A 16435-nucleotide genomic window follows, 5' to 3' on the forward strand; every position below is an offset into this window, starting at 1 on the left:
GTCACCAGAAGATGTCAGGCCATCTTGCCCGGGGCAGGTCCGGACCAGCTACTGACAGGCTGTCAGGACCGCCGCCGGAGAAAAATGCAATGTGCCGAAGTCGGCCGAATCGGTTGCAGAGCATGGCCTGCGTCCACCACGATGCTGGGGAGGGGGTTTCCGGCGGCCGATTTCGGCCGGCGGGTCGCCCACTGTCCTGCACCCGCCCATCGGCGGTGACAGTGGGTATCACCTCACGCTCCGTGACGGAGGTGTCGGCGCCGGCCCCACCCAGGCCGGGGCGCGCACCAGGTGGCGCGCAACCCGTGCCCACGCCCGGCGCGACTCGAAGCCAACCGAATAGACGGCGCTCACCCCCCGGCGCCGTCGCCCCAGCACCGGCGCTGCCCTGACGCCGCGTGCTGAGCGACAAAGGGCCCCGTTCCCCCGCGGGGCCCTTTGCCTTGCCCACCGGCCGAGCGCGTCGGCGGGTCAGTCCTGCTTCTTCGGCACCTTCGGCACCGCCAGCAGCGGCAGCCGCAGCTCGCCGAAGGCGCCACTCGGCACCGCGGGTCGCACCGGCCCGACCGCCGCGATCCGGCGGTAGGCCTGGTCCTGGGCCGGGCGCGGGTCGGCCTCACCCTTGTTGGGCCACATCGACATCGCCCGCTCGGCCTGCGCGGTGATCGTCAGCGAGGGGTTGACGCCGAGGTTGGCGGAGATGGTCGAGCCGTCCACCACGCTGATCCCCGGGTAGCCGTAGAGCCGCTGGTACGGGTCGACCACACCGCGCTCGGGGCTGTCCGCGATCGGGCAGCCGCCGATGAAGTGCGCCGTCATCGGGATGTCGAAGACGTCGCCGACCGTGCTGCCGGCGAAGCCGTTGATCGAGTCGGCGAGCGCCTGGGCCGCCCGCTCGGCGGCCGGGATCCAGCTCGGGTTCGGCTCGCCGTGGCCCTGCCGGGAGGTCAACTTGCCCTTCCCCAGGCCCTTCTGCTTCAGCGAGACGGTGATCGAGTTGTCCAGCGACTGCATCACCAGTCCGATGATGGTCCGCTCCGACCACTTGTAGTTGCTCAGCGAGCGGGCGAACACCGTCGGGTGCTTGAGCGCGGTGGCCCCGGCCCGCAGCCAGCGCGGACCGCGCCCGCCGCCGGGCACCTGCATGATCGACAGGAAGCCCATCGCGTTGGAGCCCTTGCCGTAGCGCACCGGCTCGATGTGGGTGTTCTCGTCGGGGTGGATCGAGGAGGTGATCGCCACCCCCTTGGTGAAGTCCACCGGCCCGCCGTAGCGCCCGGGCATGGTCTGCGCGCCGACCAGCGCCTCGGAGTTGGTCCGGGTCAGCTCGCCGAGGGTGGCCGAGATGCCCGGCAGCCGGCCCTGGTCGCGCATCCGGTGCAGCAGCGTCTGGGTGCCGTAGGTGCCGGCCGCCACCACCACCTTGGCCGCCGTCAGGGTCCGGGCGCCGGCCCGCTCGGCCGCCGCGCCCCGGGCGTTGGTGCGCCGCACGTCGACGGCGTAGCCCTGCTCCCCGTCGGCCCCCGCCAGCGGGCGGATCCGCGCGACCGTGGTGAGCGGGTGGATCTCGGCGCCGTTGGCCTCCGCCAGGTACAGGTAGTTCTCGGTGAGCGTGTTCTTGGCCCCGTGCCGGCAGCCGGTCATGCACTCCCCGCACTCCACGCAGGCCTTGCGGCGCGGTCCGGCACCGCCGAAGTACGGGTCCTCGACCTCCGCGCCGGGCACCGTCTTCGAGGAGCCGTCGGCGTCCTGGCCGTCACCGAAGAAGACCCCGACCGGCGCGAAGTGGAAGGTGTCGCCGACTCCCAACTGCTCGGCGGCTGCCTGCAGATGGACGTCGGAGGGGGTGGTGGTGGGATTGGTCCGCACCCCGAGCATCCGCTGCGCCTGGTCGTAGAAGGGGGCCAACTCCTCCTGCCAGTCGGTGATGTGCTGCCACTGGCGGTCCTCGAAGAAGGCCTTCGGCGGCACGTACAGGGTGTTGGCGTAGTTGAGCGAGCCGCCGCCCACGCCGGCCCCGCCGAGCACCACGACGTTGGCCAGCAGGTGGATCCGCTGGATCCCGTAGAGGCCGAGCGCCGGCGCCCACAGGTAGTTCTTCACGTCCCAGGAGGTCGTGGGCAGTTCGTCCCGCCCGAAGCGCCGCCCGGCCTCCAGCACGGCGACCCGGTAGCCCTTCTCGGTCAGCCGCAGCGCGCTGACCGAACCGCCGAACCCCGAACCCACCACGATCACGTCGTAGTCGAAGCTCTCCGCAGGCTGCTTCTCCACCGGCTGCTTCTCCTCGGTCACTTGAGCCCCAGCGTCTTCAGGGCCCGCAGGCCGGTGGTGAACAGCGCCGCGAACTTCTCGTCGGTGAGCCCCAGCGAGGGGGCCAGCGGCAGCAGCCGCTGGGTGGCGATGGTCTGCGCCTCGGTGAAGCGCAGGATGCCCTCGGCGCCGTGCCGCCGCCCCAGGCCCGACTCGCCCATGCCGCCCATCGGCGAGGCCACCGAGCCGTAGCCGGCCGCGTAGCCCTCATTGACGTTGACCGTGCCGGTGCGCAGCCGCGCCGCCACCGCCCGCCCGCGCCGCGGGTCCTTGGTCCAGACGCTCGAATTGAGACCGTACGGCGTGGCGTTGGCCTGCGCGACGGCCTCCTCCTCGGTGTCGAAGCGGTAGATCGAGACCACCGGGCCGAAGGTCTCCTCGGCGCAGACCGCCATCTCGGGGGTGACCCCGTCCAGGACGGTGGGCTCGTAGAAGAGCGGGCCGAGGTCGGGGCGGGCCTGGCCGCCGGTCAGCACCGTGGCGCCGGCCTTGACGGCCTCCTCGACGTGCCGGGTGACCGTCTCGAGCTGCTTGGCGGAGACCAGCGAGCCCATGTCGGCACCGTAGGCCAGACCGCCACCCAGCCGCATCGCCCGGGTCCGCGCGGTGAACTTCTCCAGGAAGGCGCCGGCCACCGAGCGGTGCACGAAGAGCCGCTCGACCGAGACGCAGAGCTGCCCGGCGGAGGAGAAGCAGGCCCGCACCGCGCCCTCGGCCGCCTTGTCCAGGTCGGCGTCGGCGAGCACCAGCAGCGCGTTCTTGCCGCCGAGTTCGAGCGAGGCGCCGACCAGCCGGGCGGCGGCCCGCTGGGCCACGTCGCGGCCGGTGGGGGTGGAGCCGGTGAACGAGACGTAGTCCGCGTGCTCGATCACGGCCGGGCCGATCACCGGGCCGTCGCCGATCACGATCTGCCACAGGTCGGCCGGCAGCCCGGCCTCGATCAGCAGCTCGCGGGCCCAGAGCGCGGTCAGCGCGGTCTGCGTGTCGGGCTTGTTGACCACCGCGTTGCCCGCCACGAAGGCCGGCAGCGAGTCGCTGACCGACAGCTCCAGCGGGTAGTTCCACGGCGAGATGTGGCCGATCACGCCCTTGGGGCGGCGTCCTTCCACCGTGTGGGTGAGCACCGGCACCGCGCCGCCGCGGCGGCGGTCCTTCAGATAGCCGGCCGCGGCCCGCCCGTAGTGCCTGGCGGCCATCGCGGTGGCGAGGATCTCGTCGAAGGCGTGCAGCCGGGACTTGCCGGTCTCCGCCTGGATCAGGTCGAGCACCTCGTCCTGCCGCTTGAGCAGCAGGTCGTGGAAGCGCAGCAGCACCGCCGCCCGGCGCCGCACCGGCTGGGCGGCCCACTGCGGCTGGGCGCGCCGGGCCAGCTCGAAGGCCGCCTTGACGTCCTGCGGGGTCGACCGCGGCAGCTCGGCCAGCAGCTCACCGGTGAGCGGCGCGAGGGTCCGCACCGTCCCCCCGCCTTCGGCCGCCGGCGCCCCCGTGCCGTCACCGGCGGCGGTGACGCCGCGGGCCAGCCGGGTGACCAGGGACTGCGGGACCGCAGAGGCGACTGTACGGCCGGCGCCCGGGGCCACCGGATTGCGGCCGCCGCCGCGGTTTTCTGCCGTGATGTCCGTCATGGGCGCAGCCTAGGCCTTGGGCGGCCGGTTGTGTACCCGTCGGTAACACGAAAGGCCCTACGGGGTCACCGGGGTGAAGTCGTTCAGCAGCGTGGTGAAGTTGTTCTCGGTCAGCGTGCGGTCGGTACCGGTGGCCGGGCCGCCGACGAGCATCGCGTACGAGGTGCCCTGGCTGTCCCGGTACTCCTCCTCGACCACCCGGCGCGGTCCGGCCATCGGGCCGGTGCCGGTGTAGGTGTAGGTGAAGATCCACTTGGCCGCCTCGTAGCCGTGCACCTGGGCGGCGGCGAGGGACTCCTGCTGGTAGTCCGCCGTCTCCAGTTGCGGGTGCTGGCTCCAGTCCTGATCCAGCTGGGTGAGGTGCGCCAGTGGCGTCAGCGGATCGCCGACCTGGACCGCGAACTGGATCAGGTGCCGGTCGCCGTCCGGACTGTAGTAGATGTTGTTGCTCTTGACCGACCGCTGCCAGTTGCCACCGGCCAGCGGCTCCGGGAAGCGGAAGCCGGCCGGGTCCGTCACCCACTTGAAGCCGGTCGGTGCCGGGCCGGCCGGTGCGGTGGCGCTGGGTGTGGTCGGCGCGGAGCTGGGCGCGGCGGTCGACGAGGCGGTGCTGGACGCGGCCGAGGGCGAGGGGTCGGCCACCGGCGTCTGGTTGCCGTGGTCGTAGCGGACCACGCCGAAGGCCACCGCGCCGCTCACCACGGCAGCGGTCAGCCCGAGCAGCACCAGCCGCAGGCCTCCGCTGCGGCGGGAGCGGCGGGCCGTCGGCAGCGGCCCGGTGGGGGTCGGCTCGACCGGTGCCGACACCGGCACCGGGGCGGGCGCGAGCGCCGCGGTGGGACCGGTCGGCCCGGCGGATGTGCCGGACGACGGCTCGGCGGGGCTGTCCTGCTCGGCCAGCGACGGGCGGTCCACCACCGGCACCAGCTGGGTGGGCGTGCGGTGGATCGCCGGCGGGCGGGCGGTGATCGCCACGGTGTGCCCGGCGGTCACCTCGCGCAGCATCCGCAGCGCCTCGTCGGCGCTCGGCCGCTGCTCCGCCTGCTTGGCCAGCAGCGCGGCCAGCACCGGCCCGAGCGCGCCCGCGTTGCGCGGCTCCGGCAGCGGTTCGGCGACCACGGCGGCCAGCGTGCTGAGCGGGTCGTGCCGGCGGAACGGCGACTGGCCCTCCACCGCCGCCCACAGCGTGGCCCCCAGCCCCCACAGGTCGGAGGCCGGGCCGGGACGCTCGCCCTGGGCCCGCTCGGGCGCCAGGTAGTCGGGCGAGCCGACCAGGTCACCGGGCCGGGTCAGCTCGGAGGAACCCTCGAACTTGGCGATCCCGAAGTCCAGCAGCACCACCCGTCCGGTGCCGTGCTCGAGCAGCACGTTGGCCGGCTTCACGTCCCGGTGCAGCACGCCGAGCTGGTGGCCCCGGTGCAGCGCGGCCAGCACCTGGGCGCCGACCTCGGCGGCCTCGCGCGGGGAGAGCGCGCCGTCCTGGGCGACCACGTCGGCCAGCGAACGGCCGTCGATCAGCTCCATCACGATCCACGGTCGGCCGTCCTGCTCCAGCACGTCGTGGATGGTGATCACCCCGCCGTGCTTGATCCGGGCCGCCGCCCTGGCCTCCTGCTTCATCCGGGACTGCAGGATCGCCAGATCCTCCTCGGGCAGGTGGTTGACGGTCAGCTCCTTGACCGCCACCTCGCGGTCCAGCATCAGGTCCCTGGCCCGCCAGACGGTCCCCATGCCACCGCGGCCCAGCCGGTCCCCCAGCTCGTAGCGCCCGGCCAGCATCCGCCGGGTCTCGGCTCTGCCGATCGGCTCGGCCTCGGTCCGCTCGGCCCCGGTCGTTTCGGCCCCGCGCGGTTCGGTCCCGGTCGGCTCGTTCTCGGTTTCGGTCGGCACGGCCTCACCGGTCGGCACGGGCACCCCGACGGCCCCCGCCTGCTCCTGTCCACTCACGGCGACCGCTCCCCCCTCTTCGGTGCACCACACAACTGATCACCGCTCGGACAATGTTCCGGACCCAGCCTAGGCGTCCATCCCACAATGCTTCACCGGGACCCGGCCACGTGACCGGGCTGTGATGTCCGTGCCACTACGTCACCGGGCGAACACGGCAACGGCCGTGATCGCCAGCACCATCGCCACCAGCACCCCGCCGACCAGCAGCACCGGCAGCAGCTTGGACGGCCGCTGCGCCCGGGCATGCCGGGCGTGCTCCGGTACCACCGGCGGGGCCGCCACCGCCACCGCCGGCTGCCGTCCGCGGCGCGGCCGCGGCACCAGCGGCCGGGCCGGCCGCAGTACCGGCAGCGACGGCTCGACCGGCGCCTCCCGGTAGGGCTCCGGCGCCTGCGCCAGCAGCTCGGTCAGCCACTGCCGGGCCTCGCCGGCCGACGGCCGCGCGGCGGGATCGGTGGCGAGCAGCCGGTCCACCAGCGGGCGCAACGGCCCGCACCCGGCACTGTCGGCCCGCTGCCCGGCCCGGACGGCGGCGAAGAGCGCGGTCGGGCTCTGCTCGGGGAACGGGCCGTACCCGGTCAGCGCCCGGTGCAGCAGCACGCCCAGCGCCCACAGGTCCACCGCCGGCCCCGCCACGGCGCCCTCGAGGGCCAGCAGCTCCGGCGCCCAGCGCTCGGCCCGAGCCCCGACCAGACCGGTGCGCGCCTGTGCCCAGCGCCGCCCGTCCGCGCCGCCGAGCGCCGTGGCCAGCGCCTCCTGGGCGACGCCGATCGCCTGGCCGCCGAGCAGCGCGGCGCCGTCCTCGCAGACCAGCACCTGCTCGACGGTGACGTTCCCGTGCGCGCGGCCACCGCGGTGCACCGCGCCCAGCGCGCCGGACAGGTCGGCGGCCAGTTCGGCGGCCCGGTACGGGTCCAGCGGCTCGGCCGCGAGCAGTTCGGGCAGGGTCAGCGCGGCCGGCTGCTCGACCACGGCCCAGACCACGCCGTCCGCCGCGAAGACCTGGAAGGACTGCCGCAGCCTGGGGTGCTCGGCGGTGTCCGCGAGTACCGCGCGGACTGCGGTGAGGATCTCGGCGGGGTCCAGCCAGCGGCTGCCCTCGAAGTCCGCGCTGCCGGTCAGCTCGGGTACCAGCAGTTCGGGCAGTTCCAGCCCCTCCAGCAGCACCGGGGTGTCGCCGTGCAGGTCCACCGCGAGGCGGCGCGGCCCGACCGCGTCCGGCTGCGCCGGCTGACCGTCCGCCACCTGGTACCGGCCGGCCATCGTCTGGCCAGGGCCAGCTCGCATGGCCGCCCCCTCTCTCGCTATGGCGCGGGCTGGAAGCTCTGGAAGCCGATGTCCCGGGCCTGGATGATCGCGGGGGTGGTCCAGTCGCTGTCGCTCGTGGTCCAGTAGATCGCATATCCGTACTTGCGGTTGTCCAGCACGAAACCGCGGTTGAGCGAGTGCTGGCGGGTGCCGGAGCCGAAGGTCCACTCCCAGTCGGCGGCGTTCGACCAGCGCCAGCCGGTCAGCGCCTGCAGCTGGATCCGCTGGTAGCCGGTGAGCGTGGGAGCCACGCTCTGCTCCTCCGTCTGCCAGGCGGCGACGGCACTGGCGCCGGGCGTGGTGGTCCAGTCGATCTGCAGGGTGATGCCGTCACCGCGGAAGACGTGGCTGCCGTCCTTCGAGGAACCGGCGTCCAGATTCAGCCCGTTGGGGAGCTGGATGGTGAAGCCCGAGGAGTCGGTGTACTGGTAGAAGCCCGTCGGCACGGCCGCCCCGGGACTCCCGGACGGCGCGGGGCTGCTCGCCGCCGCGCTGCTGGGCGCGGCGTTGCCGGGCGCGGGAGTGCTCCCGGCCGGACTGCTTCCCGCGGGACTGCTCGGGGCCGCGCTGGTCGGCGCGGCGCTGCTCGGAGCCGCGCTGGTCGGGGCGGCCGGAGACGACGCCGGGGACACCGCCCCGGTGGCCGAGGCCGCGCTGACCGCGCCGGGTGCCGAGCCGCTGGTGCTGGGCGCGGCGGCCGCCTTGGCGCCCTTGCCCGCCGTGGACCCGCTCGAACCGAACGCCAGCCAGATCCCGCCGGCCAGCACCAGCACCACGGCGAGCAGTAGCACGGTCAGCAGCAGCCGGCGACGGCGCGACCAGCGCGAGGTGATCCCCAGCGTGCCGCTGCGCGACCACACCCCGGTCTGGGCCGGCAGCGGGTCCGCCGCCGATCCGCCGTCCGGCTCGGCCGCGGGCAACTGGCTGCCCACCCGCACCGTGCTCAGCCCCGGCACACTCGGCTTCGCCGAGGTGACCGGCGCGGCCGGCTTGCGCCGGGCGTCGGCCGATCCGACTTCCGGCGCCGGGTCAGCCGGTGCCCGCTCGGGCCTGGCCGACTCGGCGGCCGGCAGGGACAGCCTGGTGGTCGACTCGGCGCGCGCGGTCGCCTCCGCCACGATCCGCTTGAGCATCGACCGGGTGGTCGACGCGTCCAGCCGCTCCGCCGGGTCCTTCTCCAGCAGCCCCTCGATCACCGGGCGCAGCGGCCCCGCGTTCTCGGGGGCCGGCAGCTCCTCGGTCATCACGGCGGTCAGGGTGGCCAGCGCCGAACCCCGGTCGTAGGGCGGCTTGCCCTCGAGCATCGCGTACAGCGTGCCGCCCAGCGACCACAGGTCGGCCGGCGGTCCCGGCTTCTGACCCCGGGCCCGCTCGGGGGATATGTACGAGGGCGCCCCGACCAGCATCCCGGTGGAGGTGACCGAGCTGTCCCCCTCCACGCTGGCGATGCCGAAGTCGGTCAGCACCACCCGGCCGTCCTCGCCGATCAGCACGTTGGACGGCTTGACGTCCCGGTGCAGGATCCCCTGGCTGTGCGCGGCGCCGAGCACGCCGAGCAGCTCCAGCGCGATCTCCGCGGCCCGGGTCGGCGTCACCGGCCCGTCCTCCTTGACCACTTCGGCCAGTGAGCGGCCGTCGACCAGCTCCATCACGATCCACGGCCGGTCGTCCTCCTCGACCACGTCGAAGACGGTGACGGCGGCGGTGTGCCGGATCCGCGCGGTGGCCTTGGCCTCGCGCAGCGTCCGGACGATCAGGCGGTGCCGCTCGTCGTCGTCGACGCTGCCGTGCATCCGCAGTTCCTTGACCGCCACGATCCGGCCGAGCATCTCGTCCTCGGCCCGCCAGACGGTACCCATGCCGCCGCTGCCGAGGACCGAATCGAGCCGATACCGGTCGGCCAGGACGCGTCCGGAAGTGCCCTGCGGCTGGGTCATTCGGGCGTTCCCCCATGTGCTGCTGCCGGTCAGGTGACGAACCGTCGGGTCGCTGCGCGCGCCAGGGCCGACGGTCAAGCCTCCATCATCCCCTGTGCCTGCGGCGGCTGTTCACTCGACCCCTGGAATTGTCGAGTCGTGACCTGAAACCGGTGTCCCCCGAGCGGAGGCCGCTGCTAGCGTTCGCCCCCGTCGTATCCGCGCCACCTCGGGGGAAGCTCCATGTCCGCGCCTGTGCCGCCGTCGTCTCCACAGCCTGAACCGCCCCGGCCGGCCCAGCCGCCACCGCCCGCCGTCGAACCACCGGCACCTTTCGGCCAACCCGCGCCCTACGGCTCCGTGCCCTACGGCTACGCCCGGGTCGCCGCGCCCGCGCCGCGCCGCGGCAACGTGGGCGGCGGCATCGCGGCCGGCCTGCTCGCCATGCTGGCCGGCGCGGCGCTCTACGGCTTCATCATGAAGGCCAGCGACTCGCAGTGGAGTTACTTCGCCATCGCGCTCGCGCTGGCGGTCTCGTTCGGACTCGGCAAGGTCGGCGGCCGGCACCCGGTGCTGCCGGTGTTCGGCGTGCTCTTCTCGCTGCTCGGCGTCTTCCTCGGCCAGCTCTTCTTCCTCTACCTGGTGCTGCACCAGCAGTACGGCCTGGGCCCCGGCGACGTCTTCGGCCCGGAGCTGAGCGACACGATGCAGGGCTGGCGCAGCATGCTCGACGTCAAGGCCGTGCTGTTCTACCTGGTCGCGGGGATCGAGGGCTACGTCTTCACCCGGCGCCTGGGCGCCTGAGGACCGACCGCGCGGGAACGCGGGAGGGCCGGGGCGGTGACCGCCCCGGCCCTCCCGCTCGACGGACCGTCAGCGGTGGCTGACCGTCACCTCGACCCGCTGGAACTCCTTGAGCTCCGAGTAGCCGGTGGTGGCCATCGCCCGACGCAGCGCGCCGAACAGGTTCATCGTGCCGTCGGGGGTGTGCGAGGGGCCGGCCAGGATCTCCTCGGTGCTGCCCACCGTGCCGAGGTTGACCCGCTTGCCGCGCGGCAGCTCCTCGTGCACCGCCTCCATGCCCCAGTGGAAGCCCTGGCCCGGCGCGTCGGTGGCCCGGGCCAGCGCGGCACCGATCATCACCGCGTCCGCGCCGCAGGCGACCGCCTTGGCGATGTCGCCGCTGTAGCCGACGCCGCCGTCCGCGATCACGTGCACGTAGCGACCGCCGGACTCGTCCATGTAGTCGCGCCGGGCGGCGGCCACGTCCGCGACGGCGGTGGCCATCGGGACCTGGATGCCCAGCACGTTGCGGGTGGTGTGGGCGGCACCGCCGCCGAAGCCGACCAGCACGCCGGCCGCACCGGTACGCATCAGGTGCAGCGCGGCGGTGTAGGTGGCGCAGCCGCCGACGATCACCGGAACGTCCAGCTCGTAGATGAACTGCTTCAGGTTGAGCGGCTCGGCCGCGCCCGAGACGTGCTCGGCGGAGACCGTGGTGCCGCGGATCACGAAGACGTCCACGCCCGCGTCCACGACCGCCTTGGAGAACTCGGCGGTGCGCTGCGGGGAGAGCGCGGCGGCGGTGACCACGCCGGAGTCGCGCACCTCCCGGATCCGCTTGCCGATCAGCTCGGCCTGGATCGGCGCGGCGTAGATCTCCTGCAGGCGGCGGGTCGCGGCGGCCTCGTCGGTGAGCGCGGCGATCTCGTCCAGCAGCGGCTGCGGGTCCTCGTAGCGGGTCCACAGGCCTTCGAGGTTGAGCACCCCGAGACCGCCCAGCCGGCCGATCGCGATGGCCTGCGCGGGCGAGACCACGCTGTCCATCGGGGCCGCCAGGAACGGCAGCTCGAAGCGGTAGGCGTCGATCTGCCAGGCGATCGAGACCTCCTTCGGGTCCCGGGTCCGGCGGCTGGGGACGACGGCGATGTCGTCGAAGGAGTACGCCCGCCGGCCGCGCTTGCCTCGCCCGATCTCGATCTCAGTCACTTCGAGCCTCTCTGCTGCTTGCTGCTCACGATCCCCCCCAGTATCCCGGACAGCCGCCACCGGACGCACAAAGGCCCGCCACCTGGAACGTGGCGGGCCTTCGGGCAGCTGTCAGCGGCTGGTGTAGTTCGGGGCCTCGACGGTCATCTGGATGTCGTGCGGGTGGCTCTCCTTGAGGCCCGCCGAGGTGATCCGGACGAACCGGCCCTTGCTCTCCATCTGCGCCACGGTCTCCGCGCCCACGTAGCCCATGGTCTGCCGCAGGCCGCCGACCAGCTGGTGCAGCACGGCCGACAGCGGGCCGCGGTAGGGCACCTGGCCCTCGATGCCCTCGGGGACCAGCTTGTCGTCCGAGGCGACCTCGGCCTGGAAGTAGCGGTCCTTGGAGTACGAGCGGCCCTGGCCGCGCGACTGCATGGCGCCCAGCGAGCCCATGCCGCGGTAGGACTTGAACTGCTTGCCGTTGATGAACAGCAGCTCGCCCGGCGACTCCTCGCAGCCGGCCAGCAGCGAGCCGAGCATCACCGTGTCGGCACCGGCGGCCAGCGCCTTGCCGATGTCACCGGAGTACTGCAGGCCACCGTCGCCGATCACCGGCACGCCCGCCGCCTGGCAGGCCACCGCGGCCTCGTAGATCGCGGTCACCTGCGGCACGCCGATGCCGGCCACCACGCGGGTGGTGCAGATCGAGCCGGGGCCGACCCCGACCTTCACGCCGTCCACGCCCGCGTCGATCAGTGCCTGGGCACCGTCCCGGGTGGCCACGTTGCCGCCGATCACGTCCACCGCGACGGCCGACTTGATCTTGGCGATCCACTCCAGCGCGTTGTGGCTGTGGCCGTGCGAGGTGTCCACCACCAGGAAGTCCACACCGGCCGCGACCAGGGCCTGGGCCCGGTCGAAGGCCTCGGCGCTGGCGCCGACGGCGGCGCCGACCAGCAGCCGGCCCTCGGCGTCCTTGGCGGCGTTCGGGTACTTCTCGGCCTTGACGAAGTCCTTGACCGTGATCAGGCCCTTGATCCGGCCGTCCTCGTCGACCAGCGGCAGCTTCTCGATCTTGTGCCGGCGCAGCAGGCCGATCGCGTCCTCGCCGGAGATCCCGACCTTGCCGGTGATCAGCGGCATCGGCGTCATGATCTCGCGCACCTGGCGGCTGCGGTCCGTCTCGAAGGCCATGTCACGGTTGGTGACGATGCCCAGCAGCTTGCCGTCCGGGTCGGCGATCGGCACGCCGCTGATCCGGAACTTGGCGCAGAGCGCGTCCGCCTCGGCCAGCGTGGTCTGCGGGCCGACCGTGATCGGGTCGGTGACCATGCCCGACTCGGAGCGCTTGACCAGGTCGACCTGGTTGGCCTGGTCCTCGATGGAGAGGTTGCGGTGCAGCACGCCGACGCCGCCCTGACGGGCCATCGCGATGGCCATCCGGGCCTCGGTGACCTTGTCCATCGCGGCGGAGAGCAGCGGGATGTTCACCCGGACGTTGCGCGACACCCGGGAGGAGGTGTCCACCTGGTTCGGCAGCACGTGGGACTCGCCGGGCAGCAGCAGGACGTCGTCGTACGTGAGTCCGAGCATCGCGAACTTCTCGGGTACGCCTGCGGCGTTAAGAGACATGGTGGGGGCTACCTTCCCGTGGCCGGCCGGTCGATCGGATGCGCCCTGTGAGGGTCGGGGGCGCGCACCGGCAGTGGAAGGACACCAAACCGCTATTGGACGAATCTACGAGGTGACGCCGCTCGCCCGCACGGATCTTTGGCGACCTGTCCAGGCGCCGATACCCCATCGTACTGGCATCGGGAGAAGCCACGCCGCGCCCTCTTGACAACCGTGAGCGACCCCACACGCCGAGCTACGCGGACTCCTCCGCCAGCGCCCGCAGCCGACTGAGCGCCCGGTGCTGGGCGACCCGGACCGCCCCCGGCGACATGCCTAGCATCTCGCCGGTCTCCTCGGCGGAGAGCCCGGCCGCGATCCGCAGCAGCACCAGCTCGCGCTGACGCGCCGGCAGATTCGACAGCAGCTCGCGCATCCAGGCGGCGTCGCTGCTGAGCAGCGCGCGCTCCTCCGGGCCGAGCGCCTCGTCCGGCACCTCGGGCAGGTCGTCCGGCGGGATCACCGTGGAACCGGGCCCGCGCATCGCGGCCCGCTGCAGATCGGCGATCTTGTGCGCGGCGATGCTGTAGACGAAGGCCTCGAACGGCCGGCCCTCGTCCCGGTAGCGCGGCAGCGCGCAGAGCACCGCGACGCAGACCTCCTGCGCCACGTCGTCCACATGGTGCCGGGCGCCGCCGGGCAGCCGGACCAGCCGGCCCCGGCAGTAGCGCAGGACCAGCGGATGGACGTAGGCCAACAAGGCGTCAGTGGCCGGACCCTCGCCCCGGACCGCCGCCGCCACCAACTCGGCGACCAGCGGCGAGGTGCCCGGAACCGACGACGACCTCCGGCCGCGGGCCCCGGAGTTGCTGGGGACGGCATCGGCCGGTGCTACCTCGCCGGAGTCGGCGGCCTCGTCGTCGCGCATCGGTCCATGGTGCCTGGTCGCGTCGGAAAACCTTGCACCGCGTCCGGACTTGTGCACCGGAACGTTATCCGCCACCGACCCACCCCCGTTCCCACCGTCGCCGTGCTCCACCCCTCCATGGTGCAGCCTGACCGGCCCGTGGGCCTATGCCGCGCCCGAGGAAAAGCGACCGCGCCCCTTCCTCCGTCCAACGGAGGAAGGGGCGCGCCGGAAGTCGGCGCAGCTTCAGCGGACCAGGCCCCAGCGGAAACCGAGCGCCACCGCGTGCGCGCGGTCGGAGGCGCCGAGCTTCTTGAAGAGCCGCCGGGCGTGCGTCTTCACGGTGTCCTCGGAGAGGAAGAGCTCGCGGCCGATCTCCGCATTGCTGCGGCCGTGGCTCATCCCCTCCAGCACCTGGATCTCACGGGCCGTCAGGGTGGGCGCCGCCCCCATGTCGGGGCTGCGCAGCCGACGCGGCGCCAGCCGCCAGGTCGGATCGGCCAGGGCCTGGGTGACGGTGGCCCGCAGCTCGGCCCGCGAGGCGTCCTTGTGCAGGTAGCCGCGGGCACCGGCGGCCACGGCCAGCGCCACGCCGTCCAGGTCCTCGGCGACGGTGAGCATGATGATCCGGGCACCCGGGTCCGCGGACAGCAGCCGCCGGACCGTCTCCACCCCGCCCAGTCCGGGCATCCGGACATCCATCAGGACGAGGTCGGAGCGGTCGGCCACCCAGCGGCGGAGGACCTCCTCACCGTTCGTCGCCGTGGTCACCCGGTCGACACCCGGCACGGTGGCCACCGCACGGCGCAGCGCCTCCCGGGCAAGCGGTGAATCGTCGCAAACGAGAACGGAAGTCATGACCGTCCTCCGCAGCTGATCCGCGTCACGTTGAGCCTCCTGGCTGGTACGAACTCTCTCCGCACTTCCAACGACCGTCACTCGAATGAGTTACGGCCTTCAGGGCCATCTCCACCACTGTACGTGGCCAACCCATTACGGATCAGCCGCATCGCGGGGCGAACGCCGCTCTTTTGTGCTCAGCACGCGCGTCGGACGCCCGTCCGGCGCGCGCCGCGCACGCCGGAGTACGGCCCACCGGCAGCCCGGAGCGGCCGGCGCCGACACACCGGGCCACCCGATTGCCACGGCTCATCCGACCGACTTCCCGCCCACTTGGTCCGTTTTTAAGGCTTTTGTACGATCATTGACTGTTGCGTAACTCTGTGGGTGACTTGTCGGGAAGCGTGCTGTAAGTCATATTTCCAGGTGTCCACCCCGGCGCCTCGAAGCCTCGCCGAACGGCTGTCGGACGACTCGAAGGGAATGAGCCATGGCCGATTTCTCCCGTCTCCCCGGTCCGAACGCGGACCTCTGGGACTGGCAGCTCTCCGCCGCCTGCCGCGGCGTGGACAGTTCGCTCTTCTTCCACCCGGAGGGCGAGCGCGGTGCGGCGCGCAGCTCGCGGGAGCAGAGCGCGAAGGAGGTCTGCATGCGCTGCCCGGTGCGGGCCCAGTGCGCGACCCACGCGCTGGCGGTCCGCGAGCCGTACGGCGTCTGGGGCGGCCTCACCGAGGACGAGCGCGAGGAGTTGCAGGGCCGCGCCCGCAACCGGCTGGCCGAGGTGCCCGTGACCGTTCAGCAGTGACCGCCCGGCGGTAGCAGAAACGTTTGCTCGACGTCAGCGCGCCGGTGTGCGGGCACCCCCGCCGACACCGTCGCCGGCCCTGCGGACATCCCGAAGAGCCTTACCCCCGACGACCGGCCGCCACCGTGGCGAGCCGGTCGAGCATGAGCCCGACGGCCGGCACCTCGGCCAGGTCCGGCAGGGTCAGCGCCACCACCTCACGCATCGCGGGCCGGCCGTCCGCCGCGTGCACCGGCACCGCCGCCACCGCGTCGTGCCGCACCGCGTCCAGCGCCAGGCGCGGCAGCACGGCGACCCCGAGACCCGCGGCCACCAGGCCGACCACCGCCGGGTAGTCGTCGGTGGCGAAGTCGATCCGGGGCGCGAAGCCGGCCTCGGCGCACAGCTCCACCAGTTGCCCGCGGCACTGCGGGCAGCCCGCGATCCACTGCTCCTCGGCCAGCTCGGCGAGCCGCACCGGGTGCTCCGCAGTGCGCTCGGCCAGCGGATGGCCGACCGGCAGCAGGCCGACCAGCGGGTCGTCCAGCAGCGGGCGCACCACCAGCTCGGACCAGTCACCGGCGGCCGCGGTCTCGGCGGCGGCCAGCACGGCGGCGGCCCGGGCCGACCGCGACACACCGTGCGCGGGGGTGCTCACCAGGTGCTCGCCCGGGTAGCGGAAGGCCAGCGCGATGTCGCACTCACCGCCGCGCAGCATCGCCAGCGACTCCGGCGGCTCGGCCTCCACCAGCGACACGCGCACCCCCGGATGGGCGTCGCGCAGTCGGGCGACCGCGGGCGGCACCAGGGTGGAACTCGCGGTGGGGAAGGAGACCAGCCGCACCCGCCCGGCCCGCAGCCCGGCGATCGCGGCCACCTCCTGCTCGGCCGCCGAGAGGCCGGCCAGGATCCCCGAGGCGTGCTTGAGCAGCACCTCGCCGGCCTCGCTCAGCTGCACCCCGCGCCCGGAGCGGGCCACCAGCGGCAGGCCGACCGCCTTCTCCAGCGCCTTCATCTGCTGGCTGACCGCCGGCTGGGTGCACCCCAGCTCCCGCGAAGCGGCGGAGAACGACCCGGTACGGGCGACCGCGCGCAGCACACGCAGATGACGAGCCTCGATCATGCGCCAAGGGTAGACCGACGGCCCGGCACCCCCGGTTGAGCGGGGGTACCGGGCCGTCGGCCGGTCACGCTGTCGAACTACCGACCAGGG

The 16435-nt window shown here is 73.2% G+C and carries 12 protein-coding genes; 2 read left to right on the forward strand and 10 right to left on the reverse strand.

The window, feature by feature from the left end; genetic code table 11:
* Positions 1 to 471: 471 nt before the first annotated feature.
* The 5 genes from OG403_RS15345 to OG403_RS15365 all read right to left on the reverse strand — a co-directional run bounded on the left by OG403_RS15345 (position 472) and on the right by OG403_RS15365 (position 9130).
* Positions 472 to 2271 (reverse strand): GMC family oxidoreductase, encoded by a 1800-nt coding sequence (locus tag OG403_RS15345; protein ID WP_329564814.1) that lies wholly within the window; start codon positions 2269 to 2271, stop codon positions 472 to 474.
* Positions 2272 to 2288: 17 nt separating this feature from the next.
* A complete protein-coding gene (locus OG403_RS15350; protein WP_329564815.1) occupies positions 2289 to 3935 on the reverse strand; it encodes a succinic semialdehyde dehydrogenase in 1647 nt (548 codons plus the stop codon).
* A 57-nt stretch (positions 3936 to 3992) separates the two neighbouring features.
* Entirely contained in the window at positions 3993 to 5882 is a 1890-nt protein-coding gene (locus OG403_RS15355) for a serine/threonine-protein kinase (RefSeq protein WP_329564816.1), read from the reverse strand.
* Between the two features lie 141 nt (positions 5883 to 6023).
* Positions 6024 to 7172, reverse strand: coding sequence for a hypothetical protein (locus OG403_RS15360; protein WP_329564817.1), 1149 nt, complete (start codon positions 7170 to 7172; stop codon positions 6024 to 6026).
* 17 nt (positions 7173 to 7189) lie between these two features.
* Positions 7190 to 9130: a serine/threonine protein kinase gene (locus OG403_RS15365; protein WP_329564818.1), complete on the reverse strand. Its 1941-nt coding sequence runs from the start codon at positions 9128 to 9130 to the stop codon at positions 7190 to 7192.
* Between the two features lie 339 nt (positions 9131 to 9469).
* Between OG403_RS15365 and OG403_RS15370 the strand changes: the two genes are divergently transcribed.
* Positions 9470 to 9913 (forward strand): hypothetical protein, encoded by a 444-nt coding sequence (locus OG403_RS15370; protein ID WP_329564819.1) that lies wholly within the window; start codon positions 9470 to 9472, stop codon positions 9911 to 9913.
* Positions 9914 to 9982: 69 nt separating this feature from the next.
* Here the strand turns inward: OG403_RS15370 and OG403_RS15375 are convergent, their stop codons facing one another.
* The 4 genes from OG403_RS15375 to OG403_RS15390 all read right to left on the reverse strand — a co-directional run bounded on the left by OG403_RS15375 (position 9983) and on the right by OG403_RS15390 (position 14456).
* Complete coding sequence (locus tag OG403_RS15375; RefSeq protein ID WP_329564820.1) at positions 9983 to 11098, reverse strand: GuaB3 family IMP dehydrogenase-related protein; 1116 nt, start codon at positions 11096 to 11098, stop codon at positions 9983 to 9985.
* Between the two features lie 111 nt (positions 11099 to 11209).
* Complete coding sequence (guaB, locus tag OG403_RS15380) at positions 11210 to 12712, reverse strand: IMP dehydrogenase (protein WP_329564821.1); 1503 nt, start codon at positions 12710 to 12712, stop codon at positions 11210 to 11212.
* A 235-nt stretch (positions 12713 to 12947) separates the two neighbouring features.
* Positions 12948 to 13619 (reverse strand): RNA polymerase sigma factor ShbA, encoded by a 672-nt coding sequence (gene shbA, locus OG403_RS15385; protein WP_329564822.1) that lies wholly within the window; start codon positions 13617 to 13619, stop codon positions 12948 to 12950.
* 225 nt (positions 13620 to 13844) lie between these two features.
* Positions 13845 to 14456 (reverse strand): response regulator transcription factor, encoded by a 612-nt coding sequence (locus OG403_RS15390; RefSeq protein ID WP_014136228.1) that lies wholly within the window; start codon positions 14454 to 14456, stop codon positions 13845 to 13847.
* Positions 14457 to 14928: 472 nt separating this feature from the next.
* Here OG403_RS15390 and OG403_RS15395 point away from each other — a divergent pair, with 472 nt between their 5' ends.
* Entirely contained in the window at positions 14929 to 15243 is a 315-nt protein-coding gene (locus OG403_RS15395) for a WhiB family transcriptional regulator (protein ID WP_329564823.1), read from the forward strand.
* 100 nt (positions 15244 to 15343) lie between these two features.
* Here the strand turns inward: OG403_RS15395 and OG403_RS15400 are convergent, their stop codons facing one another.
* Positions 15344 to 16345 (reverse strand): LysR substrate-binding domain-containing protein, encoded by a 1002-nt coding sequence (locus tag OG403_RS15400; protein WP_329564824.1) that lies wholly within the window; start codon positions 16343 to 16345, stop codon positions 15344 to 15346.
* Positions 16346 to 16435: the final 90 nt, after the last annotated feature.

Origin of the sequence: Kitasatospora sp. NBC_01266 (assembly GCF_036242395.1) — a bacterium.
GTDB lineage: Bacteria > Actinomycetota > Actinomycetes > Streptomycetales > Streptomycetaceae > Kitasatospora.